The sequence below is a fragment of the Pseudomonas sp. IT-P171 genome (genome assembly GCF_949767765.1).
Classification (GTDB): Bacteria; Pseudomonadota; Gammaproteobacteria; order Pseudomonadales; family Pseudomonadaceae; genus Aquipseudomonas; species Aquipseudomonas fluorescens_B.
Map to the genome: position 1 here is coordinate 434,017 of NZ_CATKQN010000011.1, position 25,801 is coordinate 459,817.

Here is a 25,801-nt window from a genome sequence, read left to right on the forward strand (position 1 = left end):
TTGCTCCCACATTGTTTATCGGGTGTTTATAGCCAGTAACTCACCGCGTACCACCCGAGACCACCCATCACCACCGTATAAGGCACCGCCATCCACACCATCCGCCCATACGACAGGCGAATCAGTGGTGCAATCGCCGACGTCAGCAGAAACAGAAACGCCGCCTGACCATTGGGCGTCGCCACACTCGGCAGGTTGGTGCCGGTGTTGATCGCAATCGCCAGTGTCTCGAAATGTTCACGGCTCATTTGCCCGGAGATGAAGGCCTGTTTCACTTCGGTGATGTAGATGGTCGCGACAAACACGTTGTCGCTGATGGCCGACAGCAAGCCGTTGGCAATAAACAGCATGCCCGGTTGTTGATCTGCCGGCAGCGCCAGCACCCAACGGATCAACGGGGTGAATAACTGCTGATCGTGAATCACCGCCACCACCGCAAAAAACACCACCAGCAGCGCTGTGAACGGCATGGCGTCCTTGAACGCACTGCCGAGGCGATGCTCGTCCGTAATGCCAGTGAACGCGGTGATCAGTACGATCACCATCAAGCCGATCAGGCCCACTTCAGCCACATGAAAGGCCAGGCAGCCAATCAGAATCAGCGCCGCCAGCCCCTGAACGATCAGCGCCGCGCGTTGGCGCGAGGTGCGTTCGGCGTTGTCTTCGGCGGCATAGTTGGCCAGCACGGCGCGCACGTTGTCCGGCAGGAGTGTGCCGTAACCGAACCAGCGCAATTTCTCCAGCAGCACGCACGTCACCAGGCCTGCCACCAGCACCGGCAGCGAAACCGGGGCGACTTTCAGGAAGAACTCAGCAAAGTGCCAACCCATTTCGTGGCCGATCAGCAGGTTCTGTGGCTCGCCAACCAAGGTACAGACGCCGCCCAGCGCGGTGCCCACGGCGCCGTGCATCAGCAGGCTGCGCAGGAAGGCGCGGAACTGTTCGAGATCTGCGTGATGCAGCTTTGGAAGGTGCTGGTCATCGCCATACTCACTGTCCTGACGCGGATCATTGCCCGAGGCCACGCGGTGATACACCGAGTAGAACCCCACGGCTGCGCTGATGATCACGGCGGTCACGGTCAAGGCATCGAGAAAGGCCGAGAGAAACGCCGACAGGAAGCAGAACATCAACGCCAGCAAGGCCTTGGAGCGAACACCGAGCAGCAGGCGCGAGAACATAAACAGCAGCAGTTCTTTCATGAAGTAGATACCTGCCACCATGAACATCAGCAGCAGGATGACCGGGAAGTTGTGCACCAGTTCGTCATACAGCGCCTGGGGCGTGGTCATCTTCAACAGCAACGCTTCGATCAGCAGCAAGCCACCGGGCATCAGCGGATAGCACTTGAGCGCCATGGCCAGGGTAAAGATGAACTCCAGCACCAGCAGCCAACCGGCGGCCACCGGACCCACGGTCCACAACACCAGGGCGTTGAGAATCAGGAACCCGAGAATACTGGCCTTGTACCAGCGAGGTGAGTGCCCGAGAAAATTATGCGCGAACGCTTGAGCCATTGAGCCAGACATCGGCTGCTCCTTGTATTAAGAAGCGCGCAAGTTGCCGTAAGCCGAAGGGAAGATCAAGCGTCGGATAGGTCGGAGTGCCTATCCCAGATACCGTGCGACGACTGCCCGGTAGTTACCATCCAGCGAATGGCCGCCTACAACGATGTTGCCATTGGACTGCACGGCCAGCGAGGTCGCGGTATCCGGGCCGCGGCTCAAACGGGTGCGGACCCAACCGCTGCCATTGCCAAAGCGCCCATCGAGCTGTCCGCCGGGCAGGTGCCGGGCCAGAATGAAATCAGCTTCGATGCCCCCGGCTGTAGCGCCGACGGTCAGCACGCTGCCGTCCGCCAGAACCTGGGCGGCGGTCCACTGGCAGCCGTTGTGGCCAATTTCCAGTAATTGCGGTTGGCCGCCGTTGCAGTGAATGTCCGGGCGACCATTACTATGGACTTTCAGGACCATGCACTGCATAGGGTCGCGGCTGCTGCCAACACATTGCAGGTCGCCACTGTGTTGCTGGACGATCTGGCTGACCTGAGCATGACGTCCCTGCGCCATGAAACCCATGAAACCATCCACGGCGAAACTTTCGTCGAGGCTGCCGTTGCTGTGATAACGCGCCAGCAGGCCTTCTTCAGGAAAGTTGATCGAGCCGCCGACCAGAATCCGTCCGTCAGGTTGCACCAGCAGGCTACTCAGCCAGGTGTTCATCAGCAGATGCCTGACCAGCACGAAGCCGCGTCCGTTGAAGGTATCGTCCAGTGAGCCGTCGGGGTGAAGCCGTACCAGAACGCCGACATGATCGGCCAGTTCGAAATGGTGATTGGCCAGCAAAAGGATTCGCCCGTTGTCCTGCACGCAGACATCACACGCTTCGGCGCCCGGCACGCCAGGCGGCAACCAGGCATCGCGCACGCCTTGGGAAAGATTGCCCGGCAGGCGCACGATACAGCGTCCGTTGTCGCCGAATGACTGGACCGGTTTACCCTGCTGATTGAAAAGCGCGAAGGCGGGCAGGGTTCGGTGCGCATTCTCATAGTGCAGGCCGGCCAACAGGATGCGCCCATCGGCCAGTAGCAGGACTTTGCCGCCCATGGCTTCAAAGCCGGGTTTGAACTGGCTGATGACACTGCCTTGTTGGCCGAAGGCCAGGTCCGCCGAGCCGTCCTCGAGCAGACGTGCCAGGCCAAAGCGGCTGCCGCCCGGGGTGCCGACTTTTGCGGCTATCAGCAGCCTGCCCGCGGAATCAATCGCGACGCCATTGGCCATGCTGGAGGTGCTGCCAGCGAAATACACTTGGGTTTTGCCGGAGCCGGCAAAGGACTCATCAAGTTTCCCTGCATCGTTCAGCGCTGCGGGTAAGGCTAAAGCGCTCTGGATTGACATGCACGCGTCTCCTTGCGAGTCGTCGTGATCCAGGAATAGGCGGTGGCGACTGGGGAAACATTCAACGCCTGAATGACCGGTTCCACAACTGAGAGAACTAACAAGCGGAGGGTCGCTTTGTGCCAGAACAGTGTCTTTTCGAACCACTGAAAAGCCAGCCAATGAATTGGCCTTGGGAACTTCGAATAAACGGACGTCGAAAGTGTGTTTGGCGCAGAAGGCCAGCAAACTAACGATTGAGGGGTAGGGGCGGATTACCGGAAGTAATCCGCAAAACGCTTTAGTGCGGCATCGACCACGATTGCAGCGCGTAACCTTCCTGGCTCAGCTCTTTACGGGCTTCTTCCAGAAACTGTTCAAGTTGTGCCGGATCGGTATAGGCACTGCTTGGAATCTGTTTGCGGCCAATACGGGTATTGGTGCGGTCGATGACGGTCAGGCTGAGTTCGCCGTTGCCGTCTTGTGGGGCCCAGGCCACGCATTGAAATGGCTGGAATGCGCGGTCGGCAATCAAAAGAGCTTCGTTGATACGGAGCGGGGCGGTCATGGGATCTTCTCTCTGTATGCCCAATCAAGTGATGTGCCGTCGGTTGGGCTTACCGTTCGGCTGGTTACTTGTACTGATGCCCGCAACCGGGGGGTGGGTCACATACAATTAAAAGAAATTTCAACTTTCTTTCTTCGGTTCAAGGTGCTTGCAGGCTTTGAAAGGTAAATGAAAGGTTCGACTCGTTAGGTAACTAACAAAGTTAGTTCTTATAACTGCTTCCGCGACAGTCCTATAGTCAATCGGTACAAGCAAATGTCAAATTATTGCTAATGTTACAGTCAGGTCTGCCAAATGACTGTTTTTAATAATATTTCCTACAATTTGGCGCCAAGGAACAGTCATGATCGAAGCGCCCGCTTTACGACGCCTGTTAGTGGTGGACCCGTGTGACGACTGCCATCGTCTGCTGCCGGGGTTGCGCGCTGTAGGTTGGGACGTTGATAGCTGCACACTGGAAAATGCCGCCGACCGAACCTGCGACGTTGGCCTGTTGCGTCTGCAGCCGTTCCATCTGGAACGCCCAGAGGCCGTCAAGGAGCTGATCAGCCGCAGCGGCACCGAGTGGATCGCCGTGCTCAACCAGGAAGTCCTGCGGCTGCAAAATGTCGGGGACTTTGTCTGCGAATGGTTTTTCGATTTTCACACCTTGCCGTTCGATGTGTCCCGGGTTCAAGTGACACTCGGCCGGGCGTTCGGCATGGCGCGCTTGCGTGGCCAGGGCACGGTTCACATCGATCAGCCGGAACACGAGTTGCTCGGCGACAGCAAGCCGATTCGCGAGCTGCGCAAACTGCTGAGCAAGCTGGCGCCCACTGAGTCTCCGGTGTTGATTCGCGGTGAGAGCGGAACCGGCAAGGAACTGGTCGCCCGGACCCTCCATCGACAATCCCAGCGGCACAGCAAACCCTTTGTCGCAATCAATTGCGGCGCGATTCCGGAACACCTGATCCAGTCCGAACTGTTTGGTCACGAGAAGGGGGCCTTCACCGGCGCCCATCAACGCAAGATCGGACGGATCGAAGCTGCGAACGGCGGAACCCTGTTTCTCGACGAAATCGGTGACCTGCCTCTGGAGCTTCAAGCCAACCTGCTGCGCTTCCTCCAGGAAAAACACATCGAGCGCGTGGGCGGCAGCCAGCCGATTCCTGTGGATGTACGGGTATTGGCGGCGACACACATTGACCTGGAAGCCGCCATCGAGAAGAAGCGCTTCCGCGAAGATTTGTACTACCGCCTCAATGTGCTGCAAGTGGTCACTGCGCCACTGCGTGAACGCCATGGCGATCTGTCGATGCTGGCCAACCACTTCTCCCATTTCTACAGCCATGAAACCGGCCGTCGTCCGCGCAGTTTCAGTGAGGACGCGCTGATTGCCATGGGCAAGCATGACTGGCCGGGCAACGTGCGTGAACTGGCCAACCGGGTGCGCCGGGGGTTGGTCCTGGCCGAGGGGCGGCAGATCGAGGCCCGCGACCTGGGGCTGATCAGCCAGCAGACCATCGCCGCACCGATGGGCACCCTCGAGGACTACAAGACACGCGCCGAACGCCAGGCATTGTGCGATGTATTGAACCGCCACAGTGACAACCTGAGCGTCGCCGCCCGGGTGCTGGGCGTGTCGCGGCCAACCTTTTACCGACTGCTGCACAAGCACCAGATCCGCTAGGGCGGGGCGAAACGAAAAGGCCCGCTGCGATGAACTCGCAGCGGGCCTTTTCCATTCAGGTGAAGCGGTTAGAAGTAGTACGGGAATTTCAGGCTGAAGGAAAAGTCTGGCGCGTCGTCGGTTATGCCGATGGCCAGGTTGGGAACGATCGTCAGGTTATCGGAGGCTGCCAGCGTCATGCCGATGTTGAAGTTGGCCGCGTTGTAATCGCTGTTGGAAATCGATTGCCAATCGCCGCCGTCCGGTTTGATCTTGCTCTTGCGGGCGAACTGATCGGTGAACGAGAACGACATACTCATCTTCTCGTTCAAGGCGAATGCAATGCCTGCGCCGACTTGCCAGGAATCGCCCAGTTTCACGTCCCCTTTCACCTTGGAGCCGACCTGAGGGCTGATGTCGCTGAAAGAATCCTCCATGTTGTAGGTGTAGGCCAGGGAGCCGAACAGCACGGCCGGGTCGAAAGTCTTGACCAGCGAGATACCCGGGGTGATCGACCAGACACCGTTGCCGGTCGGCAAGTCCTCGGGGACCGCGAGGTTATCGTTGTTCGGGTCCTCGATCAGCTTGATGCCGTAAGGATCCTTGCCGGTCGGTGCCTTGATGCGCAAGGTAGCCACCGCGTCGGGCAGGCTGGCCGACTCATCCAGAAACTTGTAAGCCACGCCCACGTTCACATCGCCGATGGTCGGGTCGCGGGTCACGGTTGCGTCCGACGTCACCGGGCCTGCACCACCCGCGCCGCCTGAGGAATACGTTGATTCGCGATAAACCACGGGAACGTTAACGTCGAACTGCCAGCGTTGCGCCACGTTGTAGCGGGCGGTCAGGTCCAGCGTCCAGTTGTCAGCCTTGATTCGGTCGAGGTTGATGTTGCCAAGGAAAATCGAGTCCAGTGCCAGAAAGCCATTGAGCGTCAGCGCACGCGTATCGAAGTGGGTGTAGGTCAGGCCGGTTTCGACACTGAATTTGCCGCCACCGAAGAAACCGCTGGCTTCGTCATACAGGTTTGAAACGCTTTGCGCAGGTTCGGAATCATCCTTGAGCGATTGGCCGTATGAACTGCCGGTGGTTCCCGGCGCACCGGCCGCCACCGCCTGGCCACCCCTGGACGGTTCGGCAGGGGATTTGGTCAGGCGCTTGGGCGCCGGTGTCGCAGGTGTTTCTTCGACCTGGCGAACGCGCTGCTCGAGTACCATCAGCGCGTTCTGTTGTGCTTCGTAACGCTGTTTCAACTCCATGAGTTCTTGTTTTAGTGCTTCAACCTGGGGATCCGGAGCTGCGTACAGCATTGTTCCCGGTGCCAGGCTACTCAAACAAACGATAGCCCTGAGCGTCAACGATCGGTGCATGGTTAGCCGTCCCTTCTGAGTGCATCTGATGAGACTGAGCGTAGATCAGAATCCGAGAGCGCGAAGACCTTTAAGTTGATCCAGGTTGCCATTCAGCGAACTGGTCGACGGCAGGTTATCGCGCAGTACAACGTTGATCGTCATCGCGTTGTTGACCTGGTTGCCACCGCCAAGCAATGTCGCGTTTTGCATAAGCCCACCTTGGGCGAGGCGCTGCGCGATGCTCCCCTGGTTGTTACTGGCCACGATGTTGAGCTGCACGCCCGAGCCGGAAGATGAAATGCTCAGCGCCCCGGCACCATTGGCATGGGTCAGGGTTGAACCCGCGGCCAACACTTGTCCTTGGTTGTCCATCTGTGGCGCCTGGCCACCTTTTTGGACGTTGAGATTAACGTTGTTGTAAGCGCTGTTGTTGTCGCCGGCGGCGCGCACCACTTGAGTGACGCCCTGGGTCGTGCTCAAACCGTTACCGCCGCTGACGGTACCGGTGCCCTGGGAAACCGCCGAGCCATTACCTGTCTGGTCGATCATCGACACATAGAACTGTGGCTTGATGGTTGTTTGCTGAATTTGCATCGAGGACGTTGCCCCGATCACTTGGCCGTTGGCATTTTGCCAAGTGCTGGTCATGACAATCCCGAAACTGACGATCCGTCCAGGCATGACATAGCGGCCTCGCAGGCTCGCCAACTCCTGATCATTCAGTTCGATGGGTTTCAATATCTGTGCCTGGGTTGGCAGGCTGGCGGCCAGGCAGACTACGGCCAGCCAGATTGGAGTCTTCATTGGATGCTCCCGGAGCGTCGTGCTCCATTGTTATTAGAAGAAGTCGCTTCGGATAAATCCGAAGTCCAACAACTCTGCGTCTTGCACCGGGCTGAAGGTGTTGATGCGGTTCTTGGCGGTCAGTGGCAGGGGTGGGTCGAGCAGCGCATTGGCTTTGTCATAGCCCTGGCCAATGACGGCAAAGATGATGCCGTTCCAGCCTTTGACAAAGTCGTCGACTTTGAAACGTTTGTGACCCAGCACCGGATCTCCGATATAGACCCAGCCGTTATGGACTTTTTGCAGCACTACAAAATGTTTGTAGCCACGAATATCCAGGAGTACCACGACCGGAATTTTGATATCGCTCAACGTTTCCGCCGCTACCCGGTAGCCACGGGCCCGCATGCCGATACTTTCCACGTAACGCTTCATGTCGAGCATGGAGAAGCCCTGGACGCGGACAATGTCTTGATCGGCGTGGGCCAGCATGCCTTCGATGATCTGATCTTCATTCACGTCCAGCCAATAGGCCTGGCGCAAGATGGTCGCCAGCGCAGCTGCGCCGCAACTGAAGTCGGTTTTCTGTTGTACCAGGTCGGCAAATTTACGCTCGCGTACGCTCTGGATCGGCTTGTAAATCACCGCGCCGCCCGGCAGGACGGAAAGCGGCAGTTGTGCAGCCTCGATCACACTGGCCACGCAAAGCAAAACTGCCAAGGCGATAATGCGCATGGTGGGACGCCCTCTGGTTGTGTTGAAAAAAGGCCCCCGTGAGGGGGCCTCCAGAGTCAGCCATCAGAACGATTGGTTGGAAATGGCCAGCGAGTTGCTTTGTTGGTTGCCCACACCGGCAGCCACGTTCACGCCGAGGTTGCCACTGCCGCCATTCACCGAACCACTCAGGGTTGCAGTGTTGGTCACAGGGTTTGCCCAGCCATTTGGGGTCAGGATTTGATAGGAGACGGTGTTGCTCAAATCCCAAGTATTGCTTTCGCTGTAGCCCTTAACTTCGTGCTTGGTAGAAGCGGACGATTGCTCGCCTGATTTGTCGTACGAAGAGTCAAACGATTTTGTAAACGAAGAATCGAACGCTTTTTCGAACGAAGAGTCGGTCGAATTGGAGTGCTCTGTATCGACAGATGCATCGAGCGATGCGTTAAGCGATGCGTCGAAAGAAGCGCTGTGAGTGCGATCTCCATGGCCATAATTAACGGTAACGGATTTGGAACCATCCGCCGCTGCTTCCAGGGAAGCGACTATAGAAGCATGGCTGGTAGCGCTGCTATCGGTGCCTTTTGAACCGCTTGCATCGAAGTGACTGGCACCGCTGGCGTCATAACTGCTGGCACCGCTCTTGGCCCAGTTGCTGGAAGCGCTCTTATCAATGTTCAGCTCGGAGTTATGGCTGAAAGAGGCACTGCCGCTTTTGGTTGTGGTCAGCGTCACCGTAGTCAGCGCGACGTTCTGATCCGCCCTGTTGTTCACGACCAGACCAGGACCATTTTGTTCAGCAGAGGCGGTGGCTGTTGCATTGCCAAGCGGAGCATTGGAGTTGGCAATTGCCATGGTGTTTTTCTGTTGGTTGAGGTCGCCACCAGCAATGTTGATCCCCATGTTGCCGTTGCCGCCATTGCCCGACTGGCTCATCACCGCAGAGGCTGTGGTGTTGTAGTTGTCGACCTTGTTGTTGTTGCTGTACTGCTTGACGGATGCAGTGGCAGTGGCAACGCCGAACACGAAGGAGTTATCGAGAGCGGAGGTGGCGCCAGCGTTCGCGATGGCAGCAGCGTTGTCCTGTTGGTTGCCGGCGCCTGCCGCGACGTTGACGCCGACGTTGCCGCTTGCGCCTGTGGCAGAGCCGCTCATCTCGGCGTTGTTCACAGTCCCTTGGTTAAGGATGCGGTTGCCGGTGCTGCTCTGTTTGTCGTTGGCATTGGCAGTCGCGTAGACAGGGATTTTGGTTGGAGGAGGGGTGTGGTGACCGTTGTTATTATGGCCATGGTGGTGGTCATCGTTACGACGATCGTTGCCAGCTTGTACAGCAACAGCCATGAGCGCAGCAATTGCGAAAACCAGAGGCTTGAGTGCCATCGAAGGTTTCATGGTGATTCTCCGTACTTATTTTAGGTTAAGTGTTGTAACTACCTTTTTTGGGTCAGTCCGCGACCCGTACGCTCAGGGTATTGGCCATTCGGTTTCCTACCCCGGCGCTCTGATTCAACTGGATCACCCCACGGCTACCGGTGAAAGCCTGGTCACTGGTAGTGACCTGGCGGAGGCCTGGTGCAGAGGCAGTTGGATCGGAGTTGTTGAGCAGCGCCACGTTCTGTTGCATGAGGACGCTGTCGTCGATACTTTGCGGTTGTTTACTGATGCTTATCCGCAGGGCATTGGCTTGCTGGTTGCTGGCACCCGCGCTCTGGTTTACGCCCAGAACACCGTTGCCATGGCTGAAGGAGTCGCCTTGAATGCTGGCTCGAGCATCCATTCTGGGGTCGACCTGCGTATTCAGCCGTTGGCGAATCTGAGTGGTCGCGCTGGCCGCATCGCCAATGGCGATGGCCCGGGCGTTGGCCTGTTGCTGCTGATCGCCCGCGGCCTGGTTGACCGCGAAGTTGCCTTGGTACTGACTACCGGACCCGTTGATGTCGGCGTTATTGATGATGGGTGGTTGAGCAAAGCTCGACGCACTGCAAAGCATGGCGACAATCAGCAGTTTGCGATTCATCTCATTGGCCTCCCGTGATGATTTTCAGACCGCCCAGGCCTCGCTGAACGCTTGAATTGACCAGGTTGGAGATGCCGTTGCCCGAACTTCCCCGTCCGGCGGGGAGGTTGGAAATCTGATTCTGGGTGGTGATATTGCCGCCCAGATTGGTGTTGTTTAAATTGACCAGGCGTGTGATACCCGCACCACTGGCGACGTTGGCAAAATCGCCGTCGTTCAGCTCGCTCGTCTGATTGAGAATTAGCTTGGAGGGGTTGGCATTGGCGGTCGTGGGGTTAGGGTCGGGAGCTACCGGCGCTTGCACTGCGTTTCGCGTCTGGACATCACGTTTGATAATAATGATGCCGTTGTCCGCCTGAACGGGGCAGACGCTTGAGCCGAGTGCGATCAGCAGGAAGCTATAGATGTTGTTATGAAATTTCCCCACGGCGGCAATTCCTTCTGTAAGAACGCTGGCCCTTGTCAGGGTTGCGAGGAAGAGAGCAGAAGGTGTGCCGGTTTTTGTTTTTCTTTAAAAAACAATTACTTGTATTTAATTGTCGAGGCGGTCAAAAAAAATTTGTAACGCTGCTGAGACACACCCACGCAAAATCACCGTCCATTGCTGGCGCAATTGCTCGTTACGGGGTGTTGTAGGCAATTTGTATCAGTGGCGTAACATTTTCTTGGAGGCGGGCACGGGCAGCTTTAGCCCGCGGGTTTTCGCAGGGGAGAGTGTTTCAGGAATGGACATATATGACGCCTGTCAGGGACTGAGCAAGCGTGTCACAGCCTCGAATACCGCATCCTTGCGTTGATTCCAGTCACCTTGCACAACCTGGTAAGGCTGACGATGCAGCTCAAGCCACTGGTGGCTGGCCTGGAAAAACGCCTTGCGTTCTTCCAGCTGCGGTTGGCAACGCTGGCCATCGTCATGCCAGGGCACCGATTCGGGGCTGAGCAACAAATGCAGGTCGTAGTGCCTGGCCAGCAATGCTCGCTCGACCCACGTCGGGCAAGCGTTAAACAAGGTGCGGCTCCAAAGGATATTGCTCAACAGATGCGTATCGAGAATCAGCAGTCGCGGTTGTTTGGCTCGTGCTTCATCTTCCCAAGTCAGCTGGCCAAGTGCTATTGGCGTAATATCGTCGTAGCAAGTTACACGGGCTTCAGTATCGATGAAATGCCGAACATACTCGCCGACCAAAATGCCGCCAAAGTTGGCGCGAATCTCACTCGAAAGCCAGCTCTTGCCGCTGGATTCGGGCCCGGTCAGTACCAGGACTTTCATGTGCGTAGCGCCGGGTCGGCGCGCCATTCACGCCAGCCTTGCACGGCAATCACGGCGAACAACCCATAGAGCCCGACGGTCAGGTACATGCCCTTATAGATGAAGAGCCCGACGAAAATCACATCGAGGGTGATCCACAGTGGCCAGCATTGAACGCGCTTTTGCGCCATCCACACCTGCGCCACCAGGCTGAAGCCAGTCAACGCCGCATCGAGCCAGGGTTGAGCGGCATCGGTCCAGTGCGCCATGGCCGCGCCGAGCATCAGACTGCCGACGGCACCAATGGCCAGGCCTGACACGACCGATTCTCCCTTGAGCTGGCTAACCCGCCGCCCCTGTCGCGCAGCCCCCGCGCGCGTCCATTGCCACCAGCCATAGAGTTGCAACGCGGCGTAGATCACCTGCAACAGCATGTCCGAATACAGCTTCACTTCAAAAAACACCCAGCTGTAAAGCGACACCATGACCAGGCCAATCGGCCAGCACCAGGGGTTCTGTTTGACCGTCAACCAGACGGCAATCACACCGAGGGAGGCGGCAAACAGTTCAAGCCCGGACATGGAGGTTCCTTGGGGAAATCGTAGAGGGGGGCGGATTGTACCGGGATTGTGGCGAGGAGGCTTCTGTGGCGAGCGAGCTTTTGTGGCGAGGGGACTTGTCCCCGTTGGACCGCGGAGCGGTCCCAAAAGATCGACGACTGCTTCGCAGCCGAACGGGGATAAATCCCCTCGCCACAGAGATTGGTGTCTGGATTACACGCGGAACTGCTTGAGCAAACCGTTCAACTGCTCGCTCAGATCCTTGAGCCGCACGCTCGCCATACTCGACTGTTCCGCCGCCAGCGCCGTGCTGTGGGACAAACCGGCGGCCTGGGTGACGTTCTGGTTGATGTCCTCGACCACGTGGGCCTGTTGCAGGGTGGCGCTGGCGATGGAGGCGTTCAGGCCGTTGAGGTTGCGCAGTGCCTGGCCAATGGCATTCAGGCTCGCACCGGCCAGGCCGGCTTGTTCGATGGTCAGCTGCGATGCGCGACTGCTGTCGCCAATGACCTTGACCGCCGCTTCGGAGTGGCCTTGCAGGCGTTCGATCATCGACTGGATCTCGGCGGTGGACTTCTGCGTGCGCTGGGCCAGCAGACGCACCTCATCCGCCACGACGGCAAACCCGCGACCTTGCTCGCCGGCCCGGGCGGCCTCGATGGCGGCATTGAGGGCGAGCAGGTTGGTTTGCTCGGCGATAGAGCGGATCACTTCCAGCACGCTGCCGATCTGGGTGCTTTCGGTGGCGAGCGTACGGATGACTTCCACAGCCTGATCAATGGTGCCGGACAACGTGTCGATCTGTTGCAGGCTGCTGTCGATGTTGACCTGGCCCTGCTGCGCCTGGGATTCGGCATCGCGCATTTCGCTGGCCGCTTGCTCGGCATTCTTGGCGACATCCTGCACGCCGTACGTCACTTCATTGATGGCCGTGGCCACCAGCTCCATCTGCTGGGATTGCTGCTGACTGCGTTGCTGGGCTTGCGCGGCGTCGTTGCCCAGCTCGCTGGACGACTGGCCCAAAGCGCTGGCGGACACCTGCAATTGACCGATCACCAACCGCAGTTTGGCGGTAAAGGCATTGAAGTGGCGGGCCAATTGCGTCACTTCATCCTGGCCATGGGTATCGAGGCTGCGGGTCAGGTCACTTTCACCGCTGGCAATGTTGGCCATGGCGTTCACGGTTTCCTGGAGCGGGCGCACGATGCTGCGGGCAATCAGGATCACCAGCAGGGCCATGATGGCGGCAATCACCAGCCCGACGACGGTCGCTTTCCAGACCTGGGCCATGAACTCGGCTTGCATGTCATCGATGTACACGCCCGAGCCGATCACCCAGCCCCATGGCTCGAACAGTTTGACATAGGACGTTTTTGCCACCGGCTCGCTGGCGCCCGGTTTCGGCCAGCGATAGTCGATGGCGCCGGCGCCCTTGGCTTTGGCGAGGGCGACCATTTCGTTGAACAGCGCAAACCCGTCCGGGTCGCGAATCGCCGAGAGGTTCTGGCCATCGAGTTTCGGGTTGGCCGGGTGCATGATCATCACCGGCGTCAGGTCGTTGATCCAGAAGTAGTCGTTCTGGTCATACCGCAGGCCGCGAACGGCGGTCATCGCCTGTTTCTGCGCGGCCTCGCGTGTGAGCGTGCCGGCAGTTTCCAGGTCATGGTAATAGGTCAGAATGCCGCTGGCGGTCTGCACCACGTGTTGGGTTTTCTGCGCCTTGGCGTGATAAAGGTCTTCGTGGATCTGCTTGAGCATCAACACGCCTAACGTCAAAAGCATCATGACGGCCACGATCAAAATGAGCCACAAGCGGCGGCTGATCGACATATTTCGCAAGCTGTTCATAACGCTGTCACCCCGGTTTCTTTTTCTTGTAATAAATGATCGCCGGCATCCAACCACACTTTGCCGATCGGGCATATCCGACCCAAGTCCAATAACGTGGCAGCGTTATTCAGCCTTGTCTGATAGGATTTCGGCCCCGCACGGAAAAACCTGAATCCAAGTCGATGTTTCACGGAATTTTTACGGTTCCGTCCGGATTCTGTGCGCGCGGGTCTTTTGGCTACGCTGACTGTTCTTGAAAAAATATTAACGGGGCATGCCGTTGCGCATCGCCTTTTGGGGGATTGATGGATCTTTGGACCGCCTTGCAGGCATTGATACTTGGCGTTGTAGAAGGGTTGACGGAGTTTTTGCCGATTTCCAGTACCGGACACCAGATTATTGTGGCCGACTTGCTCAATTTCGGTGGTGAGCGGGCCATGGCGTTCAACATCATTATTCAGCTCGGCGCGATTCTCGCCGTGGTCTGGGAATTCCGGCGCAAGATTTTTGATGTCGTCATTGGTTTGCCGACGCAGCCAAACGCCCGGCGCTTTACTGCCAACCTGCTGATTGCCTTCCTGCCGGCGGTGGTATTGGGGGTGATCTTTGCCGACCTGATCCACCATTACCTGTTCAACCCGATCACCGTGGCCACGGCATTGGTCGTGGGCGGCATCGTGATGTTGTGGGCCGAGCAGCGTCAGCACGAAGTACACGCCGAAACCGTCGATGAGATCACCTGGAAAGATGCCTTGAAAGTTGGCTTCGCCCAGTGCCTGGCGATGATTCCGGGCACCTCGCGTTCAGGCTCGACGATCATTGGTGGTTTGCTGTTCGGGCTGTCGCGCAAGACCGCCACCGAGTTTTCGTTTTTCCTCGCGATGCCGACCATGGTCGGCGCGGCGGTCTACTCGGGCTACAAGTATCGCGACCTGTTCGTGCCGGCTGATTTTCCGGTGTTCGCCATCGGTTTCATCACCGCGTTCATCTTCGCGATGATTGCCGTCAGAGGCTTGCTCAAGTTCATCGCCAGCCACAGCTACGCGGCGTTCGCCTGGTATCGCATTGCGTTTGGTCTGGTGATCCTGGCCACCTGGCAGTTCGGCTGGGTCGACTGGACTGCGGTCAAGCCATGAATGATGCCGGCAGGAGCAGCAGCCCCGGACGCAATTCCGGAGGGCAGATCCAGAACCCCAGGCTGAAACTGCTGGTGTTCGCGGCCGTGTGCGCGCTGCCGTTGGTGGGCTCGTTGTCGTTCTGGCTGCGCGGGATTTCGCTGGTACCCCTGGCGGCCTACGGCATCGTCAGCGTGTTGGCGTTCTTCCTTTATTGGAGCGACAAGCGCAAGGCCCGCACCGACACCTGGCGTACGCCGGAGAACGTGCTGCATGCAGTTGAACTCGCCGGTGGCTGGCCGGGCGCCTTGGTCGCCCAGCAGGTGTTCCGGCACAAGACGCGTAAAGTGTCGTTTCAACTGCTGTTCTGGATGATCGTGTTGCTGCATCAAGTGTTCTGGATTGATCAGCTGTTCCTGGGGGCAAACCTGTTGGCGCTGTTCTAAAGCAGCAGTCCGACCTGCGTGCGCTTGGGCAGCTTGCTTACCACCAGTTGATGGGAACGTTGCAACAGGCTTTGCAGTTCTTCGGCGCCCAGCGGGTAGGGCGTTTGCATGATGATCCATTGGGCCCGCGCCAGGTACGGCGCCGGGTGAACGCCCGGGCGGTCGCAATGCCCCAGAAACAGGTCCTTGTCGACCTTGAAGGCGAGGGATTCGCCCCGCAGGTTCTGCAGGGCGAACATCTTGTTCCCGGCAATCGAAAACACCCGCACGCCACCCCACTTGTAGTCTTCCCGCGCCCCCGGCAGCGCCAGGCAGAACTGCGCGACATCCTCTTCGCTCATGCGTCCAGCCTTCATATCAATCGGTCCCCACAGGCATTGAATGATTCGATCAAATGGTCGAGCCAGGCGCGCACCGCCGGCATGACCCCGCGTCGGTGAGGGTAGACCGCTTGCAGCCAGCCGCCAGGCAACGACCAGTCAGGGAGCAATTGCACCAGCGCGCCGCTTTGCAGTTCCTGCTCGCAATACATCATCGGCAGCATGGTAAAGCCCTGGCCGGCGAGTGTGCAGGCCTTGCGCACGATGAAGTCGTCGATGCCCAGTCGGGCTTCGAGCGCAAGTTCATGGCTTTTACCCTGTTGATCGAGCATGCGGATATGCACCATGCGGTCGGCTTCAAGGGCGCCAAGCACCGGCAAGCCCTTGAGCTCCTCGGGATGATTGATCGCTCGCCCATGGAGAAAGTCCGGACTGGCCACCATCAGCATCTGCGCCTGACGCAGGCGTCGGGTGACCAGCAACGGGTCTTCATCTCCCAATTCACGCACCCGTAGCGCGACGTCGACGCCCTCGGTCACCAGGTCGACCCGGCGGTTGAGCAGCATCACTTCCAGTTGAACCTGCGGGAATTTTTCGAGAAACCGACTGATCACCGTCGGCAGCATTTCGTGAGCCAACCCGACGGGGCAGGACACCCGCAAGCGTCCGCGGGGTTCGCTGGACATGCTGGCCACGGCTTCATCGGCCATCTCGGCTTCCAGCAGCATGGCCTGGCAGTGCCGCAAATAACGTTCGCCCACGGCGGTCAACTTCAGTTGCCGGGTGGTGCGTTGCAACAGGCGCGCGCCAAGGCGTTCTTCCAGCTCGGCGATCCGCCGCGACAAGCGCGACTTGGGAATCCCCAGCACACGCCCGGCTGCAGCGAAACCGCCGGCTTCGACCACCTTGGCGAAGTAGTAGAGGTCATTGAGGTCTTGCATGGTGTTAACCCGATTGTTCTATCAGTGAGACGAACTATCGCATTGTTGCAGTCTAATCAGCTATTGGTTTCGTCTGTAGGATTGTCTCCATCAGATCGCCCCGTGGCGATCCTCACCTGGAGATCCCACATGAAACTGCTGCATATCGATTCGAGCATTCTTGGTGACAACTCGGCTTCCCGTCAGCTGAGCAGTGAAGTCGTCAAAGCCTGGCAAGCCGCCGAGCCGAGCGCCGTGGTGACTTACCGCGACCTGGCCAGCGATGCCATCAGCCATTTCTCCGCCACGACCCTGGTCGCCGCCGGCACCGCCGCCGAACTGCGCAATGCCGCCCAGCAGCACGAAGCCGAACTGAGCGCCTCGACGCTGGCCGAATTCCTCGCCGCCGATGCCGTAGTCATTGCCGCGCCGATGTACAACTTCACCATTCCGACCCAACTCAAGGCCTGGATCGACCGCATCGCCGTTGCCGGTCAGACCTTCCGCTACACCGAAGCCGGCCCTGAAGGCCTGTGCGGTGGCAAGAAAGTCGTGATCGTGTCGACTTCCGGCGGCTTGCATGCCGGTCAGGCGACTGGCGTGGCTCACGAAGAGTATTTGAAAGTGCTGTTCGGCTTCATCGGCATCACCGACATCGAATTCGTCCGTGCTCACGGCCTGGCTTACGGTGACGAAGTGCGCACCAAAGCCATGAGCGACGCTCACACGCAAATCAGCGAGCAACTGTTCGCTGCCGCGTAAGGCTTGCGTAAAGGTGTAAATCAGCTCGAGCAACACCCCAAAAAACTCTGTATTCTGAACACGCAAGTGTCAGATGCGGAGTTTTTTGTTTCTGACTATTTCTACTGGCTTTTTCTAGTTGTGTCTTCAATCGTTCAAGTTGTGGCCCAGGTTATGCAGTCGAGGGTTGATGTCCCCGTTCTGTCACGACCAGGGTGGCCGCCATTGCTGGTACAAGGCCGCTTCCTCGGTAGTCGATGGAGAACGGGCTTTCCGGTCAAGTAACAAAGGTGGGGCATCCCATGGTGCGTCTTTGTGCAACGTTACTGATTTGCCTGCTCAGCAGCCTGAATTCAGTGCACGCCGCGCCTGCGCCACATCCTCACTGGAGCGTCGGCTTCCATGAGATGAGTTTTCTCGACCCGCTGGACCTGCAACCGATGCGCGCCATCGCGTTCTACCCCTCCAGCGACCGGGAACACACCAGCCAACTCGAGGGCTACACGGTCGAAGCGGGCGAAGACACCCGCGTCGCCATCGGCCGTTTCCCGATGCTGATGCTGTCCCACGGCAACACCGGCACGCCGCTGGCCCTGCATGACCTCGCCACGTCGCTGGCGCGCAAGGGTTTCGTGGTGGTGGCGGTGATTCATCCCGGCGACAACTCCAAAGACCACAGCCGCCTCGGCACCTTGAGCAACCTGTACGGTCGGCCGATCCAGATTTCCGAAGCCATTACCGCCACCCTGGGCGACCGCATGCTCGCGCCGTTCGTCAATGCCGACCAGGTCGGGGTGATCGGTTACTCGGCGGGCGGGGAGACGGCGCTGATTCTGTCCGGAGCGACGCCTGATCTGGACCGGTTGCGTCGCTACTGCCAGGAACGCCCGGACGACCGCGATGCCTGCAACACCCAAGGCGAGTTGATCGTCGACCGCGATGACCTGCAACCGGTGGCGGACCCTCGGGTTCACGCGCTGCTGCTGATGGCGCCGCTGAGCCTGAAGTTCGGCCGTCACACCCTGGCCGACGTGCATGTGCCGGTGCTGCTTTACAGCGGCGACGGCGACAAACTGGTGGCCTTCGACAAAAACGCCGCGGCGCTGGCGCGCAAACTGCCGATCGCGCCTGACTTCAAGTTATTGGCCGGGGCAGGGCACTTCGTGTTCATGGCGCCGTGCAACGAAGAACAGATCGCCGCCATGCCGGCGCTGTGCACCGATGCCGACGGCGTTGACCGCGAAGACATTCACCGAAACATGATTTCCGAAGCGGGACGGTTCTTCTCCCATGCGCTGGGCGTGCCGACCCGTGCGGGGATGCAAACTGCTGATCAATGATCTACCCAGTGGGAACCAGCCCCTGTGGCGAGGAAGCTTGCTCCCGCTGGGTCGCGAAGCGGCCCCAAAAGCTTTGCGACGGCTTCGCAGCCGAGCGGGAGCAAGCTCCCTCGCCACAGGGGCTGTTCCACACTGATTACGGGTGTCAGGCCATTGCCCGACGTTTCAGCAACAGGGTCAAACCCAGGCCAGTGATCGACAGCAACGCGGCACTGAAGAAAATCCACGAATACCCCAGATTCAACGCCACCGCGCCCATCACCGGTCCGGCAATCGCCAACGCCAGGTCGAAAAACACCGCGTAAGCACTCAACCCCGCACCGCGACTGGAATTGGGCACCTGTTTGATCGCCTCTACCCCGAGCGCCGGATACACCAGCGACAAACCGAACCCGGCCAGGCCGGCACCGACCAGGGCAAAACCGGTCGAAGGCGCGAGCCACAGCAGCACCAGCCCTGCCGTTTCAATGCTCATGCAGGCAATCGCCGAGGTGAATCCACCGAAGCGGCTGATGGCCGAAATAAACAGCAACCGCGCCAGGATGAAGCAGATCCCGAACACCGTCAGGCAGTAGGCGGCGCCAGTCCAGCCACGGCTGAGGTAGTACAGGGTAATGAAGGTGGTCAACGTGCCGTAGCCGATAGACGCCAGGCTCAGGCTCGCGCCGAAGGGCGCAATGCGCCCGAACACCGCCCAGAACGGCAGGCGTTCACCGCGTACCACCGGCACCGACGGTTTGTTGCGGATGAGCACCAGCGCCAGCGCTGCCAGCAAGGACAACGCGATCCCCAGGCTGGCAAAACCATATTCCGCAACCATCACCACGCCCAGCGGCGCGCCAATGGCGATGGCGCCGTAGGACGCGATGCCGTTCCAGGAAATCGAGCGTGCGGTGTGTTCAGCGCCCACTTGGCCCATGCACCAACTGATGGTGCCGACGCCGATCAAGCCCTGTGCGATACCCAACAACAAGCGGCCGGCGATCAGGATCAACAGACTCGTCAGCGGAAAGCTTTGCAACAGCGTCGACACCAACGTCAACACGCCGCTCAACACAATCCCCGACAACCCGTAAACAATCGCTCGCTTGGTGCCGATGTTGTCCGACATGCGCCCGGCCATCGGGCGGCTGAGCAGGGTGGCGAGGTATTGGGAGCCGATGGTCAGCCCGGCCACGACCGCACTGAACCCGAGCTGCTCATGGACATACCCCGGCAACACCGCAATCGGCAGGCCGATGCAGAGGAAGGCAATAAAGGTATAGAAAACGATGGAGACGATCTGCAGGGTGATCGCCATGGAGCTTTGCGGTGGCAGTGGCTGCGCAGACATGGGGGCTCGTTCGCGGGCGGCGGTGGGAGTACAGCATCATGGCGCGGGCTGCGAATAAAAGGAAGCAGGCTAACGATAACATCAAAAGATCGCAGCCTTCGGCAGCTCCTGCATTGGAATACGTCCCCTGCAGGAGCTGCCGAAGGCTGCGATCTTTGATCTTCAGGCAATAAAAAGCCCCGTCACCAGGACAGGGCTTTCCATTGTCAGCCGGTGTTTAGAACACTACACCTTGGCTGCGCAGGTAATCATCATAAGTACCGCTGAAGTCGATCACGCCGCTGGCGCTCAACTCGATGATGCGGGTCGCCAGCGACGACACGAACTCACGGTCGTGGCTGACGAAGATCAATGTGCCCGGATAGTTCTCCAGCGCCAGGTTCAGCGCCTCGATGGATTCCATGTCCAGGTGGTTGGTCGGTTCGTCCATGATCAGCACGTTCGGCTTTTGCAGGATCAGCTTGCCGAACAGCATGCGACCTTGCTCACCACCGGAGATGACCTTGACCGACTTGAGGATCTCGTCGTTGGAGAACAGCATCCGGCCGAGGGTGCCGCGAACGATTTGCTCGCCGCCCTGAGTCCATTGGCCCATCCAGTCGAACAGGTTGCAGTCGTCTTCGAAGTCGTGCGCGTGGTCCTGGGCGTAGTAGCCCAGTTCCGCGGCGTCGGTCCACTTCACGGTGCCGGCGTCCGGGGTCAGTTCGTTGACCAGGGTGCGCAGCAGGGTGGTTTTACCGATACCGTTCGGGCCGATGATCGCCACGCGTTCGCCCGCTTCAACCTGGAAGCTGAAGTCCTTGAACAGTGTCTTGCCGTCGAAGCCTTTGGCCATGCGCTCGACGATGACCGCCTGGCGGTGCAGCTTCTTGGTCTGTTCGAAACGGATGAACGGGCTCACGCGGCTGGAAGGCTTGACCTCGGCCAGCTGGATCTTGTCGATCGCCTTGGCGCGGGAAGTGGCCTGCTTGGCTTTCGAGGCGTTGGCCGAGAAGCGGCTGACGAACGATTGCAGTTCCGAAATCTGTGCCTTCTTCTTGGCGTTGTCCGACAGCAGTTGCTCGCGGGACTGGGTCGCCACGGTCATGTACTCGTCGTAGTTGCCCGGGAACAGGCGCAGCTCGCCGTAATCCAGGTCAGCCATGTGGGTGCACACGCTGTTCAGGAAGTGACGGTCGTGGGAGATGATGATCATCAGGCTGGAGCGCTGGGTCAGAATGTTTTCCAGCCAGCGGATGGTGTTGATGTCCAGGTGGTTGGTCGGTTCGTCGAGCAACAGCACTTCAGGATCGGAGAACAGTGCCTGAGCCAGCAAGACCCGCAGCTTCCAGCCTGGGGAAACCTCGCTCATCGGGCCAAAGTGTTGCTCGATGCCGATACCCAGGCCCAGCAACAGCTCGCCAGCGCGGGATTCGGCGGTGTAACCGTCCATTTCGGCGAATTCGGTTTCCAGCTCTGCCACGGCCATGCCGTCTTCTTCGGTCATTTCCGGCAGCGAGTAGATACGGTCGCGCTCGGCCTTGACCTTCCACAGCTCTTCGTGACCCATGATCACGGTATCGATCACGGTGAATTCTTCGTAGGCGAACTGGTCCTGGCGCAATTTACCCAGGCGCACGTTCGGCTCGAGCATGACCTGGCCGCCGGACGGCTCGAGGTCGCCACCGAGGATTTTCATGAAGGTCGATTTGCCGCAGCCGTTGGCGCCGATCAGGCCATAGCGGTTGCCCGCACCGAATTTGACCGAAACGTTTTCGAATAGCGGCTTGGCGCCGAACTGCATCGTGATGTTAGCTGTAGAGATCAAAGGTTTTTCCTGCGAAGCATTCAGAGTAGCTAGGGTTGCGGCAGTACCGATTCAGTACCCGTTTCCGGTATTCGAACCACAGGAAATGCATCCCGGTCAGAAGCGGAAGGTCCATCTGGCAATAAGTGGACAGCAGCATGTGGAGCGCTTGGCCCGAGTCGAAGTGCGCTGAGACGGGGTTCATTCCCGTCATCAACCAAGGGGGGCGCGTAATGTTTGGCGGCGATTGTACTGGTCTGGCTCTTTAAACGATAGGGCATTGAGGCCGCACGGGTGCTTTGGCGGTACCAGCGGACAGATTTTCACATCTGAACGTTAACTATTGGTTACAAATCGTGGCTAAAATGCCATCTTTCGAACTGATGCCGACAGGCACGGACGCAGTTTGTTCACTTCTGACGTGTGACGATTTCCGTGAAACTCATCATTGCCGCTGTTTATGCTGTATCGATTGCGTACGTGCACCTGCGCGGTCGGGTGCGCCACAAGTTGGGCCGCCAACTGAGCGATCACTCGACGTTTCTGGCGCCGATCAATTGCTTCCTTTATCTGTTCTCGAAAATTCCCAACAAGCCTTACCTCGATCCAGCCGACTTCCCTGACCTGAGCCCGTTGCAGACGCATTGGGAAGAAATCCGCGCCGAAGGCCAGAACCTGCTCCGGGCGGGTGAAATCAAGCGTTCGAACCAGTACGACGACGTCGGCTTCAACTCGTTCTTCAAGACCGGCTGGAAACGCTTTTACCTCAAATGGTATGGCGACAGTCATCCTTCGGCGATGAAACTCTGCCCGCGCACCACAGAGCTGGTGCAGAGCATCGGCTCGATCAAGGCCGCGATGTTCGCCGAGTTGCCACCGGGTTCGAAACTGGTGCGTCACCGCGATCCGTATGCCGGTTCCTACCGTTATCACCTGGGCCTGGAAACGCCGAACGACGCGGGCTGCTACATCAACGTCGATGGCGAGAATTATCACTGGCGCGATGGTGAAGCGGTGATATTCGATGAAACCTTCATCCATTACGCTGAAAACACCACGCAGCAGAACCGCATCATTCTGTTCTGCGACATCGAGCGACCGATGAAGTACCGCTGGGCGGCGGCGTTCAACGGCTGGTTCAGCCGTCACGTGATGTCGGCGGCGGGCGCACCGAACGATGTGGGTGACAAGACCGGCGGGATCAATCGCCTGTTCGCCAGAATCTACAAGATTCGCCTGCGCGGCAAAGCGTTGAAGAAGCGTAACCGCAAGCTGTATTACCTGGAGAAGTGGGCGATTTTTGCCGGGTTGCTGGCGGTTTTTGTCTGGATTTGAATTCAGCGTTGCCGCTCATTACGCCATCGCCAGCAGGCTGGCTCCCACAATGAAATGCGTTCCAACTGCGGGAGCCAGCCTGCTGGCGATGAGGCCGGTAGATTCTCCGAAAAACGCTCAGTCACCCTGTCATCGATCAACCACTTGACCGTTTCGTAGCTTTTTTCGCCGCCGCCGGTTTTTCCGCTGACTTCGATTTGGCAGCCGCTTTTCCACCAGCCTTGCCCCCCAAACTGCGCTTGAGCAACTCGGTCAAATCGATAACATCCGCCGTCTTGCGCTCTTCCTCGCCGGTCGCTGTCTCGACATCCTCGATCTTTCCTTCATTCGCCTTCTTCTCGACCAGCGCCATGATCTTGTCTTCGAAACTGTCGCGATAATCGTCCGGGCTCCAATCGCCGCTCATGTCCTGCACCAACCGTTTGGCCATGTCCAGCTCACCCTTGGCCAATTCCGGTTTGGTCACCTCACTGCCCAGTTCAAGCGTATCGAGGCTGCGTACTTCCGCTGGCCAGCGCAGCATCACCAACACCATCGCCGAGTCCAGCGGCATCAGCGCGGCCAGGTGCTGACGGGTATGCAGAACGACATGGGCGAGGGCGACCTTGTTGGTTTTGCTCAGGGTTTCGCGCAGCAACGCATAGACTTTGCCACCGCGTTTGTCCGGCGCAAGGTAGTAGGGCGTGTCGATGTTTTGCAGGGGAATCTGGTCGGCGTCGACAAAGGAAAAGATATCAATGGTTTGCGTGGATAGCGGATGCGCCGACTTGATCTCTTCCTCACTGAGCACCACATAGCGACCCTTTTCGTACTGCACACCCTTTACGATGTTTTCCTTGGTCACTTCCTTGCCGGTGACCTTGTTCACCCGTTTGTAGCCCACCGGCTCCATGCTGCGGCTGTCGAGCCAGTCGAAATCCACCCCTTGCGAAGACGTCGCCGAGACCAGCGCTACAGGGATATGCACCAGCCCGAAACTGATTGCGCCTTTCCAGATTGCACGTGCCATGGTCGTCTACTCGCGAGTGATGATCAGGTGACCCGTGGCCCGGCTCAAAAGTTTCAGCGGCGAGTGGCCCAGCCCCGCCGGGGAATCAACTTCGTGTTACATCTTGTCGGGGAGGTTTTGGTTAACAAATCCGAACCCTGGGCGTAGCGTGCTATCGAAAGCGCTATCCACGTAGAGAGGCTGCCCATGAACCGATTAGTGCCTGGCATCATCGCGATGGCTTTGAGTGCCGTACTGAGCAACGTGGCCCTGGCTGAGGGTCCGTCGCCTGCATTCCCTTTGCTGTTGGCCCAGAGCCCGACGGGCGCCGCCAGCAATCCTTACAACAGCCCGATCCGCCGGGCCAACCCCAACAGCATGCAAGGCACGCAACCCAGCGCTCCGGTCATTCGCGGGCCCAACACCGTGCCGGTTCCGCGGCCGCCGACTTTGGACAACGGTGGCATCGGCAACCGCTATCCCCAGGATCGCTCGGCGCCTGTCAGCCCACCGAAGTTCATCCCCAATCCGCCGCACCGAGACGCAGACACCAGCAACCGTTGAGCGGCAGGACGTTAATCCTGCCAGCCATCCAGACGACAAAAGGAATCGTGCATGTTGCGAACATCCCTCCTGGCCACAATCTGTGCCAGCGCATTGATCACCGTCGCGGCGCCTGTTTTTGCCGCGTCCGTACAGGAGCTGAAAAGCGAGCAGGGCACCCTTGAGGTGACGACGATCGTCAAGGGGCTGGACCATCCGTGGGCCTTGGCTTTTCTGCCTGACAGACAAGGGATGCTGGTCACCGAACGGCCCGGCAACCTGCGCGTGGTCAGTGCCGATGGCAAACTCTCCGGGCCGCTCAGCGGCGTACCGACCGTCTGGGCCAAGGGCCAGGGCGGTCTGCTGGATGTGGTGCTGTCGCCGGACTTCAAGCAGGACCGCACCGTTTACCTGTCCTATGCCGAAGGCGGGGGTGAGGGCGGCAAGGCCGGTACGGCGGTCGGTCGCGGGCAATTGTCGGAAGACCTGACCGCCCTGAGGAATTTCAAAGTGATCTTCCGTCAGGAGCCGAAACTTTCGGTCGGCAATCACTTCGGCTCGCGCCTGGTGTTCGACCGCGATGGCTATCTGTTCATCACCCTCGGCGAGAACAACGACCGGCCTACGGCCCAGGATCTGGACAAGCTGCAGGGCAAGGTGGTGCGGATCTACCCGGACGGCAAGGTACCCGACGACAACCCCTTTGTCGGGCAATCCGGCGTACGCCCGGAAATCTGGTCCTACGGCCAGCGCAATCCGCAAGGTGCGGCGCTCAATCCCTGGACCGGCGTGCTCTGGGAAAACGAGCACGGGCCGCGAGGGGGCGACGAGGTGAATGTCATCGAGCGCGGCAAGAACTATGGTTGGCCGCTGGCGACCCATGGCATCAACTACTCCGGCCAACCGATTCCGGAAGCCGAGGGCAAGACTGCCGAAGGCACTGTCGCGCCACGGCACGTCTGGGAAAAATCCCCTGGCCTGAGCGGTATGGCGTTTTATGACGCTGACCGCTTCAAACCCTGGCAGCACAACGTGTTTATCGGTGCACTGGTGACACAGGAGCTGATTCGCCTGCAGTTCGACGGCGACAGAGTGGTTCACGAAGAGCGCTTGATGGGCGAGCTCAACAAACGCATTCGTGATGTGCGGCAGGGGCCGGACGGGTATTTGTACGTGCTCACCGATGAGGACGACGGCGTGTTGTACAAAGTCGGATTGAAATAACACACACAACCCCTGTGGCGAGGGAGCTTGCTCCCGCTCGGCTGCGCAGCAGACGCCTGCAAAAGAAAGGGGCGCTTCGCACCCCGGCGGGAGCAAGCTCCCTCACCACAAGG

25 protein-coding genes are annotated in these 25,801 nt (G+C 58.9%); 8 read left to right on the top strand and 17 right to left on the bottom strand.

Features of this window, described 5'->3' with window-relative positions; translation table 11 throughout:
• Window positions 1–26: 26 nt before the first annotated feature.
• The 3 genes from nhaB to ACM6I5_RS10500 form a co-directional block, all read right to left on the bottom strand.
• The gene (nhaB, locus tag ACM6I5_RS10490; protein WP_414879134.1) at window positions 27–1,529 is read right to left on the bottom strand and encodes a sodium/proton antiporter NhaB; all 1,503 of its coding nucleotides are present in this window, start codon (window positions 1,527–1,529) and stop codon (window positions 27–29) included.
• 78 nt (window positions 1,530–1,607) lie between these two features.
• Window positions 1,608–2,897 (bottom strand): delta-60 repeat domain-containing protein, encoded by a 1,290-nt coding sequence (locus ACM6I5_RS10495; protein ID WP_017338681.1) that lies wholly within the window; start codon window positions 2,895–2,897, stop codon window positions 1,608–1,610.
• A 280-nt stretch (window positions 2,898–3,177) separates the two neighbouring features.
• The gene (locus ACM6I5_RS10500; RefSeq protein ID WP_414883778.1) at window positions 3,178–3,444 is read right to left on the bottom strand and encodes a hypothetical protein; all 267 of its coding nucleotides are present in this window, start codon (window positions 3,442–3,444) and stop codon (window positions 3,178–3,180) included.
• A gap of 343 nt (window positions 3,445–3,787) precedes the next feature.
• On the opposite strand from ACM6I5_RS10500, the gene ACM6I5_RS10505 reads away from it, so the two are divergent.
• Window positions 3,788–5,113 carry a sigma-54 dependent transcriptional regulator gene (locus tag ACM6I5_RS10505; protein WP_017338683.1) on the top strand — a complete coding sequence of 442 codons (1,326 nt, stop codon included), beginning with the start codon at window positions 3,788–3,790 and terminating at the stop codon, window positions 5,111–5,113.
• Between the two features lie 68 nt (window positions 5,114–5,181).
• On the opposite strand, the gene ACM6I5_RS10510 is transcribed toward ACM6I5_RS10505, so the two are convergent.
• The 9 genes from ACM6I5_RS10510 to ACM6I5_RS10550 form a co-directional block, all read right to left on the bottom strand.
• On the bottom strand, window positions 5,182–6,462 hold the full coding sequence (locus ACM6I5_RS10510) for a hypothetical protein (RefSeq protein ID WP_017338684.1): 1,281 nt from the start codon (window positions 6,460–6,462) through the stop codon (window positions 5,182–5,184).
• A gap of 45 nt (window positions 6,463–6,507) precedes the next feature.
• Window positions 6,508–7,248 carry a hypothetical protein gene (locus ACM6I5_RS10515; protein ID WP_414879131.1) on the bottom strand — a complete coding sequence of 247 codons (741 nt, stop codon included), beginning with the start codon at window positions 7,246–7,248 and terminating at the stop codon, window positions 6,508–6,510.
• 33 nt (window positions 7,249–7,281) lie between these two features.
• Window positions 7,282–7,962, bottom strand: coding sequence for a C39 family peptidase (locus ACM6I5_RS10520; RefSeq protein WP_017338686.1), 681 nt, complete (start codon window positions 7,960–7,962; stop codon window positions 7,282–7,284).
• 63 nt (window positions 7,963–8,025) lie between these two features.
• Window positions 8,026–9,333, bottom strand: coding sequence for a heme utilization protein (locus ACM6I5_RS10525; RefSeq protein WP_414883779.1), 1,308 nt, complete (start codon window positions 9,331–9,333; stop codon window positions 8,026–8,028).
• A 52-nt stretch (window positions 9,334–9,385) separates the two neighbouring features.
• The gene (locus tag ACM6I5_RS10530; protein ID WP_017338688.1) at window positions 9,386–9,958 is read right to left on the bottom strand and encodes a hypothetical protein; all 573 of its coding nucleotides are present in this window, start codon (window positions 9,956–9,958) and stop codon (window positions 9,386–9,388) included.
• Between the two features lies 1 nt (window position 9,959).
• Window positions 9,960–10,385 (bottom strand): hypothetical protein, encoded by a 426-nt coding sequence (locus ACM6I5_RS10535; RefSeq protein ID WP_017338689.1) that lies wholly within the window; start codon window positions 10,383–10,385, stop codon window positions 9,960–9,962.
• Window positions 10,386–10,703: 318 nt separating this feature from the next.
• A complete protein-coding gene (locus ACM6I5_RS10540) occupies window positions 10,704–11,228 on the bottom strand; it encodes an AAA family ATPase (RefSeq protein ID WP_414879126.1) in 525 nt (174 codons plus the stop codon).
• Window positions 11,225–11,788 carry a nicotinamide riboside transporter PnuC gene (pnuC, locus tag ACM6I5_RS10545; RefSeq protein ID WP_414883780.1) on the bottom strand — a complete coding sequence of 188 codons (564 nt, stop codon included), beginning with the start codon at window positions 11,786–11,788 and terminating at the stop codon, window positions 11,225–11,227. Before pnuC ends, ACM6I5_RS10540 begins: the two co-directional genes overlap by 4 nt.
• Window positions 11,789–11,980: 192 nt before the next feature.
• Window positions 11,981–13,615, bottom strand: coding sequence for a methyl-accepting chemotaxis protein (locus ACM6I5_RS10550; RefSeq protein WP_017338692.1), 1,635 nt, complete (start codon window positions 13,613–13,615; stop codon window positions 11,981–11,983).
• Between the two features lie 287 nt (window positions 13,616–13,902).
• Between ACM6I5_RS10550 and ACM6I5_RS10555 the strand changes: the two genes are divergently transcribed.
• Together ACM6I5_RS10555 and ACM6I5_RS10560 are read left to right on the top strand one after the other, a co-directional pair.
• Window positions 13,903–14,733 (top strand): undecaprenyl-diphosphate phosphatase, encoded by an 831-nt coding sequence (locus tag ACM6I5_RS10555; RefSeq protein WP_414879125.1) that lies wholly within the window; start codon window positions 13,903–13,905, stop codon window positions 14,731–14,733.
• A complete protein-coding gene (locus tag ACM6I5_RS10560) occupies window positions 14,730–15,158 on the top strand; it encodes a DUF1294 domain-containing protein (protein WP_414883781.1) in 429 nt (142 codons plus the stop codon). The genes ACM6I5_RS10555 and ACM6I5_RS10560 overlap by 4 nt, the downstream gene beginning before the upstream one ends.
• Here the strand turns inward: ACM6I5_RS10560 and ACM6I5_RS10565 are convergent.
• Together ACM6I5_RS10565 and ACM6I5_RS10570 are read right to left on the bottom strand one after the other, a co-directional pair.
• Window positions 15,155–15,514 carry an MmcQ/YjbR family DNA-binding protein gene (locus ACM6I5_RS10565; RefSeq protein ID WP_017338695.1) on the bottom strand — a complete coding sequence of 120 codons (360 nt, stop codon included), beginning with the start codon at window positions 15,512–15,514 and terminating at the stop codon, window positions 15,155–15,157. The genes ACM6I5_RS10560 and ACM6I5_RS10565 overlap by 4 nt on opposite strands.
• On the bottom strand, window positions 15,511–16,419 hold the full coding sequence (locus tag ACM6I5_RS10570) for a LysR substrate-binding domain-containing protein (protein ID WP_414883782.1): 909 nt from the start codon (window positions 16,417–16,419) through the stop codon (window positions 15,511–15,513). The genes ACM6I5_RS10565 and ACM6I5_RS10570 overlap by 4 nt, the downstream gene beginning before the upstream one ends.
• Window positions 16,420–16,548: 129 nt before the next feature.
• Here ACM6I5_RS10570 and ACM6I5_RS10575 point away from each other — a divergent pair, with 129 nt between their 5' ends.
• Together ACM6I5_RS10575 and ACM6I5_RS10580 are read left to right on the top strand one after the other, a co-directional pair.
• Window positions 16,549–17,160 carry an FMN-dependent NADH-azoreductase gene (locus ACM6I5_RS10575; protein ID WP_414883783.1) on the top strand — a complete coding sequence of 204 codons (612 nt, stop codon included), beginning with the start codon at window positions 16,549–16,551 and terminating at the stop codon, window positions 17,158–17,160.
• A 281-nt stretch (window positions 17,161–17,441) separates the two neighbouring features.
• Entirely contained in the window at window positions 17,442–18,479 is a 1,038-nt protein-coding gene (locus tag ACM6I5_RS10580; RefSeq protein ID WP_017338698.1) for an alpha/beta hydrolase family protein, read from the top strand.
• Between the two features lie 145 nt (window positions 18,480–18,624).
• Here ACM6I5_RS10580 and ACM6I5_RS10585 read toward each other — a convergent pair whose 3' ends face one another.
• Entirely contained in the window at window positions 18,625–19,812 is a 1,188-nt protein-coding gene (locus tag ACM6I5_RS10585; protein WP_414879122.1) for an MFS transporter, read from the bottom strand.
• A 217-nt stretch (window positions 19,813–20,029) separates the two neighbouring features.
• Window positions 20,030–21,619, bottom strand: coding sequence for an ABC-F family ATPase (locus tag ACM6I5_RS10590; protein ID WP_007949368.1), 1,590 nt, complete (start codon window positions 21,617–21,619; stop codon window positions 20,030–20,032).
• Between the two features lie 414 nt (window positions 21,620–22,033).
• Between ACM6I5_RS10590 and lpxO the strand changes: the two genes are divergently transcribed.
• The gene (lpxO, locus tag ACM6I5_RS10595) at window positions 22,034–22,933 is read left to right on the top strand and encodes a lipid A hydroxylase LpxO (RefSeq protein ID WP_031318886.1); all 900 of its coding nucleotides are present in this window, start codon (window positions 22,034–22,036) and stop codon (window positions 22,931–22,933) included.
• 136 nt (window positions 22,934–23,069) lie between these two features.
• On the opposite strand, the gene ACM6I5_RS10600 is transcribed toward lpxO, so the two are convergent.
• Complete coding sequence (locus ACM6I5_RS10600; protein WP_017338703.1) at window positions 23,070–23,942, bottom strand: Ku protein; 873 nt, start codon at window positions 23,940–23,942, stop codon at window positions 23,070–23,072.
• Between the two features lie 186 nt (window positions 23,943–24,128).
• Here ACM6I5_RS10600 and ACM6I5_RS10605 point away from each other — a divergent pair, with 186 nt between their 5' ends.
• Both ACM6I5_RS10605 and ACM6I5_RS10610 read left to right on the top strand, forming a co-directional pair.
• Complete coding sequence (locus ACM6I5_RS10605) at window positions 24,129–24,485, top strand: hypothetical protein (RefSeq protein WP_017338704.1); 357 nt, start codon at window positions 24,129–24,131, stop codon at window positions 24,483–24,485.
• Window positions 24,486–24,536: 51 nt separating this feature from the next.
• The gene (locus ACM6I5_RS10610; RefSeq protein WP_414879120.1) at window positions 24,537–25,688 is read left to right on the top strand and encodes a PQQ-dependent sugar dehydrogenase; all 1,152 of its coding nucleotides are present in this window, start codon (window positions 24,537–24,539) and stop codon (window positions 25,686–25,688) included.
• Window positions 25,689–25,801 lie beyond the last annotated feature (113 nt).

Bases quoted from the DNA above. Each gene is read 5' to 3' on its own strand.
- ACM6I5_RS10530 (WP_017338688.1), bottom strand. From the start codon at position 9,958: ATGAATCGCAAACTGCTGATTGTCGCCATGCTTTGCAGTGCGTCGAGC.
- ACM6I5_RS10560 (WP_414883781.1), top strand. From the start codon at position 14,730: ATGAATGATGCCGGCAGGAGCAGCAGCCCCGGACGCAATTCCGGAGGG.
- ACM6I5_RS10550 (WP_017338692.1), bottom strand. From the start codon at position 13,615: ATGAACAGCTTGCGAAATATGTCGATCAGCCGCCGCTTGTGGCTCATT.
- ACM6I5_RS10585 (WP_414879122.1), bottom strand. From the start codon at position 19,812: ATGTCTGCGCAGCCACTGCCACCGCAAAGCTCCATGGCGATCACCCTG.
- ACM6I5_RS10575 (WP_414883783.1), top strand. From the start codon at position 16,549: ATGAAACTGCTGCATATCGATTCGAGCATTCTTGGTGACAACTCGGCT.
- ACM6I5_RS10555 (WP_414879125.1), top strand. From the start codon at position 13,903: ATGGATCTTTGGACCGCCTTGCAGGCATTGATACTTGGCGTTGTAGAA.
- ACM6I5_RS10605 (WP_017338704.1), top strand. From the start codon at position 24,129: ATGAACCGATTAGTGCCTGGCATCATCGCGATGGCTTTGAGTGCCGTA.
- ACM6I5_RS10565 (WP_017338695.1), bottom strand. From the start codon at position 15,514: ATGAAGGCTGGACGCATGAGCGAAGAGGATGTCGCGCAGTTCTGCCTG.
- ACM6I5_RS10495 (WP_017338681.1), bottom strand. From the start codon at position 2,897: ATGTCAATCCAGAGCGCTTTAGCCTTACCCGCAGCGCTGAACGATGCA.
- ACM6I5_RS10610 (WP_414879120.1), top strand. From the start codon at position 24,537: ATGTTGCGAACATCCCTCCTGGCCACAATCTGTGCCAGCGCATTGATC.
- ACM6I5_RS10580 (WP_017338698.1), top strand. From the start codon at position 17,442: ATGGTGCGTCTTTGTGCAACGTTACTGATTTGCCTGCTCAGCAGCCTG.
- ACM6I5_RS10510 (WP_017338684.1), bottom strand. From the start codon at position 6,462: ATGCACCGATCGTTGACGCTCAGGGCTATCGTTTGTTTGAGTAGCCTG.
- ACM6I5_RS10600 (WP_017338703.1), bottom strand. From the start codon at position 23,942: ATGGCACGTGCAATCTGGAAAGGCGCAATCAGTTTCGGGCTGGTGCAT.
- ACM6I5_RS10500 (WP_414883778.1), bottom strand. From the start codon at position 3,444: ATGACCGCCCCGCTCCGTATCAACGAAGCTCTTTTGATTGCCGACCGC.
- ACM6I5_RS10525 (WP_414883779.1), bottom strand. From the start codon at position 9,333: ATGAAACCTTCGATGGCACTCAAGCCTCTGGTTTTCGCAATTGCTGCG.
- ACM6I5_RS10570 (WP_414883782.1), bottom strand. From the start codon at position 16,419: ATGCAAGACCTCAATGACCTCTACTACTTCGCCAAGGTGGTCGAAGCC.
- ACM6I5_RS10505 (WP_017338683.1), top strand. From the start codon at position 3,788: ATGATCGAAGCGCCCGCTTTACGACGCCTGTTAGTGGTGGACCCGTGT.
- ACM6I5_RS10515 (WP_414879131.1), bottom strand. From the start codon at position 7,248: ATGAAGACTCCAATCTGGCTGGCCGTAGTCTGCCTGGCCGCCAGCCTG.
- ACM6I5_RS10540 (WP_414879126.1), bottom strand. From the start codon at position 11,228: ATGAAAGTCCTGGTACTGACCGGGCCCGAATCCAGCGGCAAGAGCTGG.
- ACM6I5_RS10520 (WP_017338686.1), bottom strand. From the start codon at position 7,962: ATGCGCATTATCGCCTTGGCAGTTTTGCTTTGCGTGGCCAGTGTGATC.
- pnuC (WP_414883780.1), bottom strand. From the start codon at position 11,788: ATGTCCGGGCTTGAACTGTTTGCCGCCTCCCTCGGTGTGATTGCCGTC.
- nhaB (WP_414879134.1), bottom strand. From the start codon at position 1,529: ATGTCTGGCTCAATGGCTCAAGCGTTCGCGCATAATTTTCTCGGGCAC.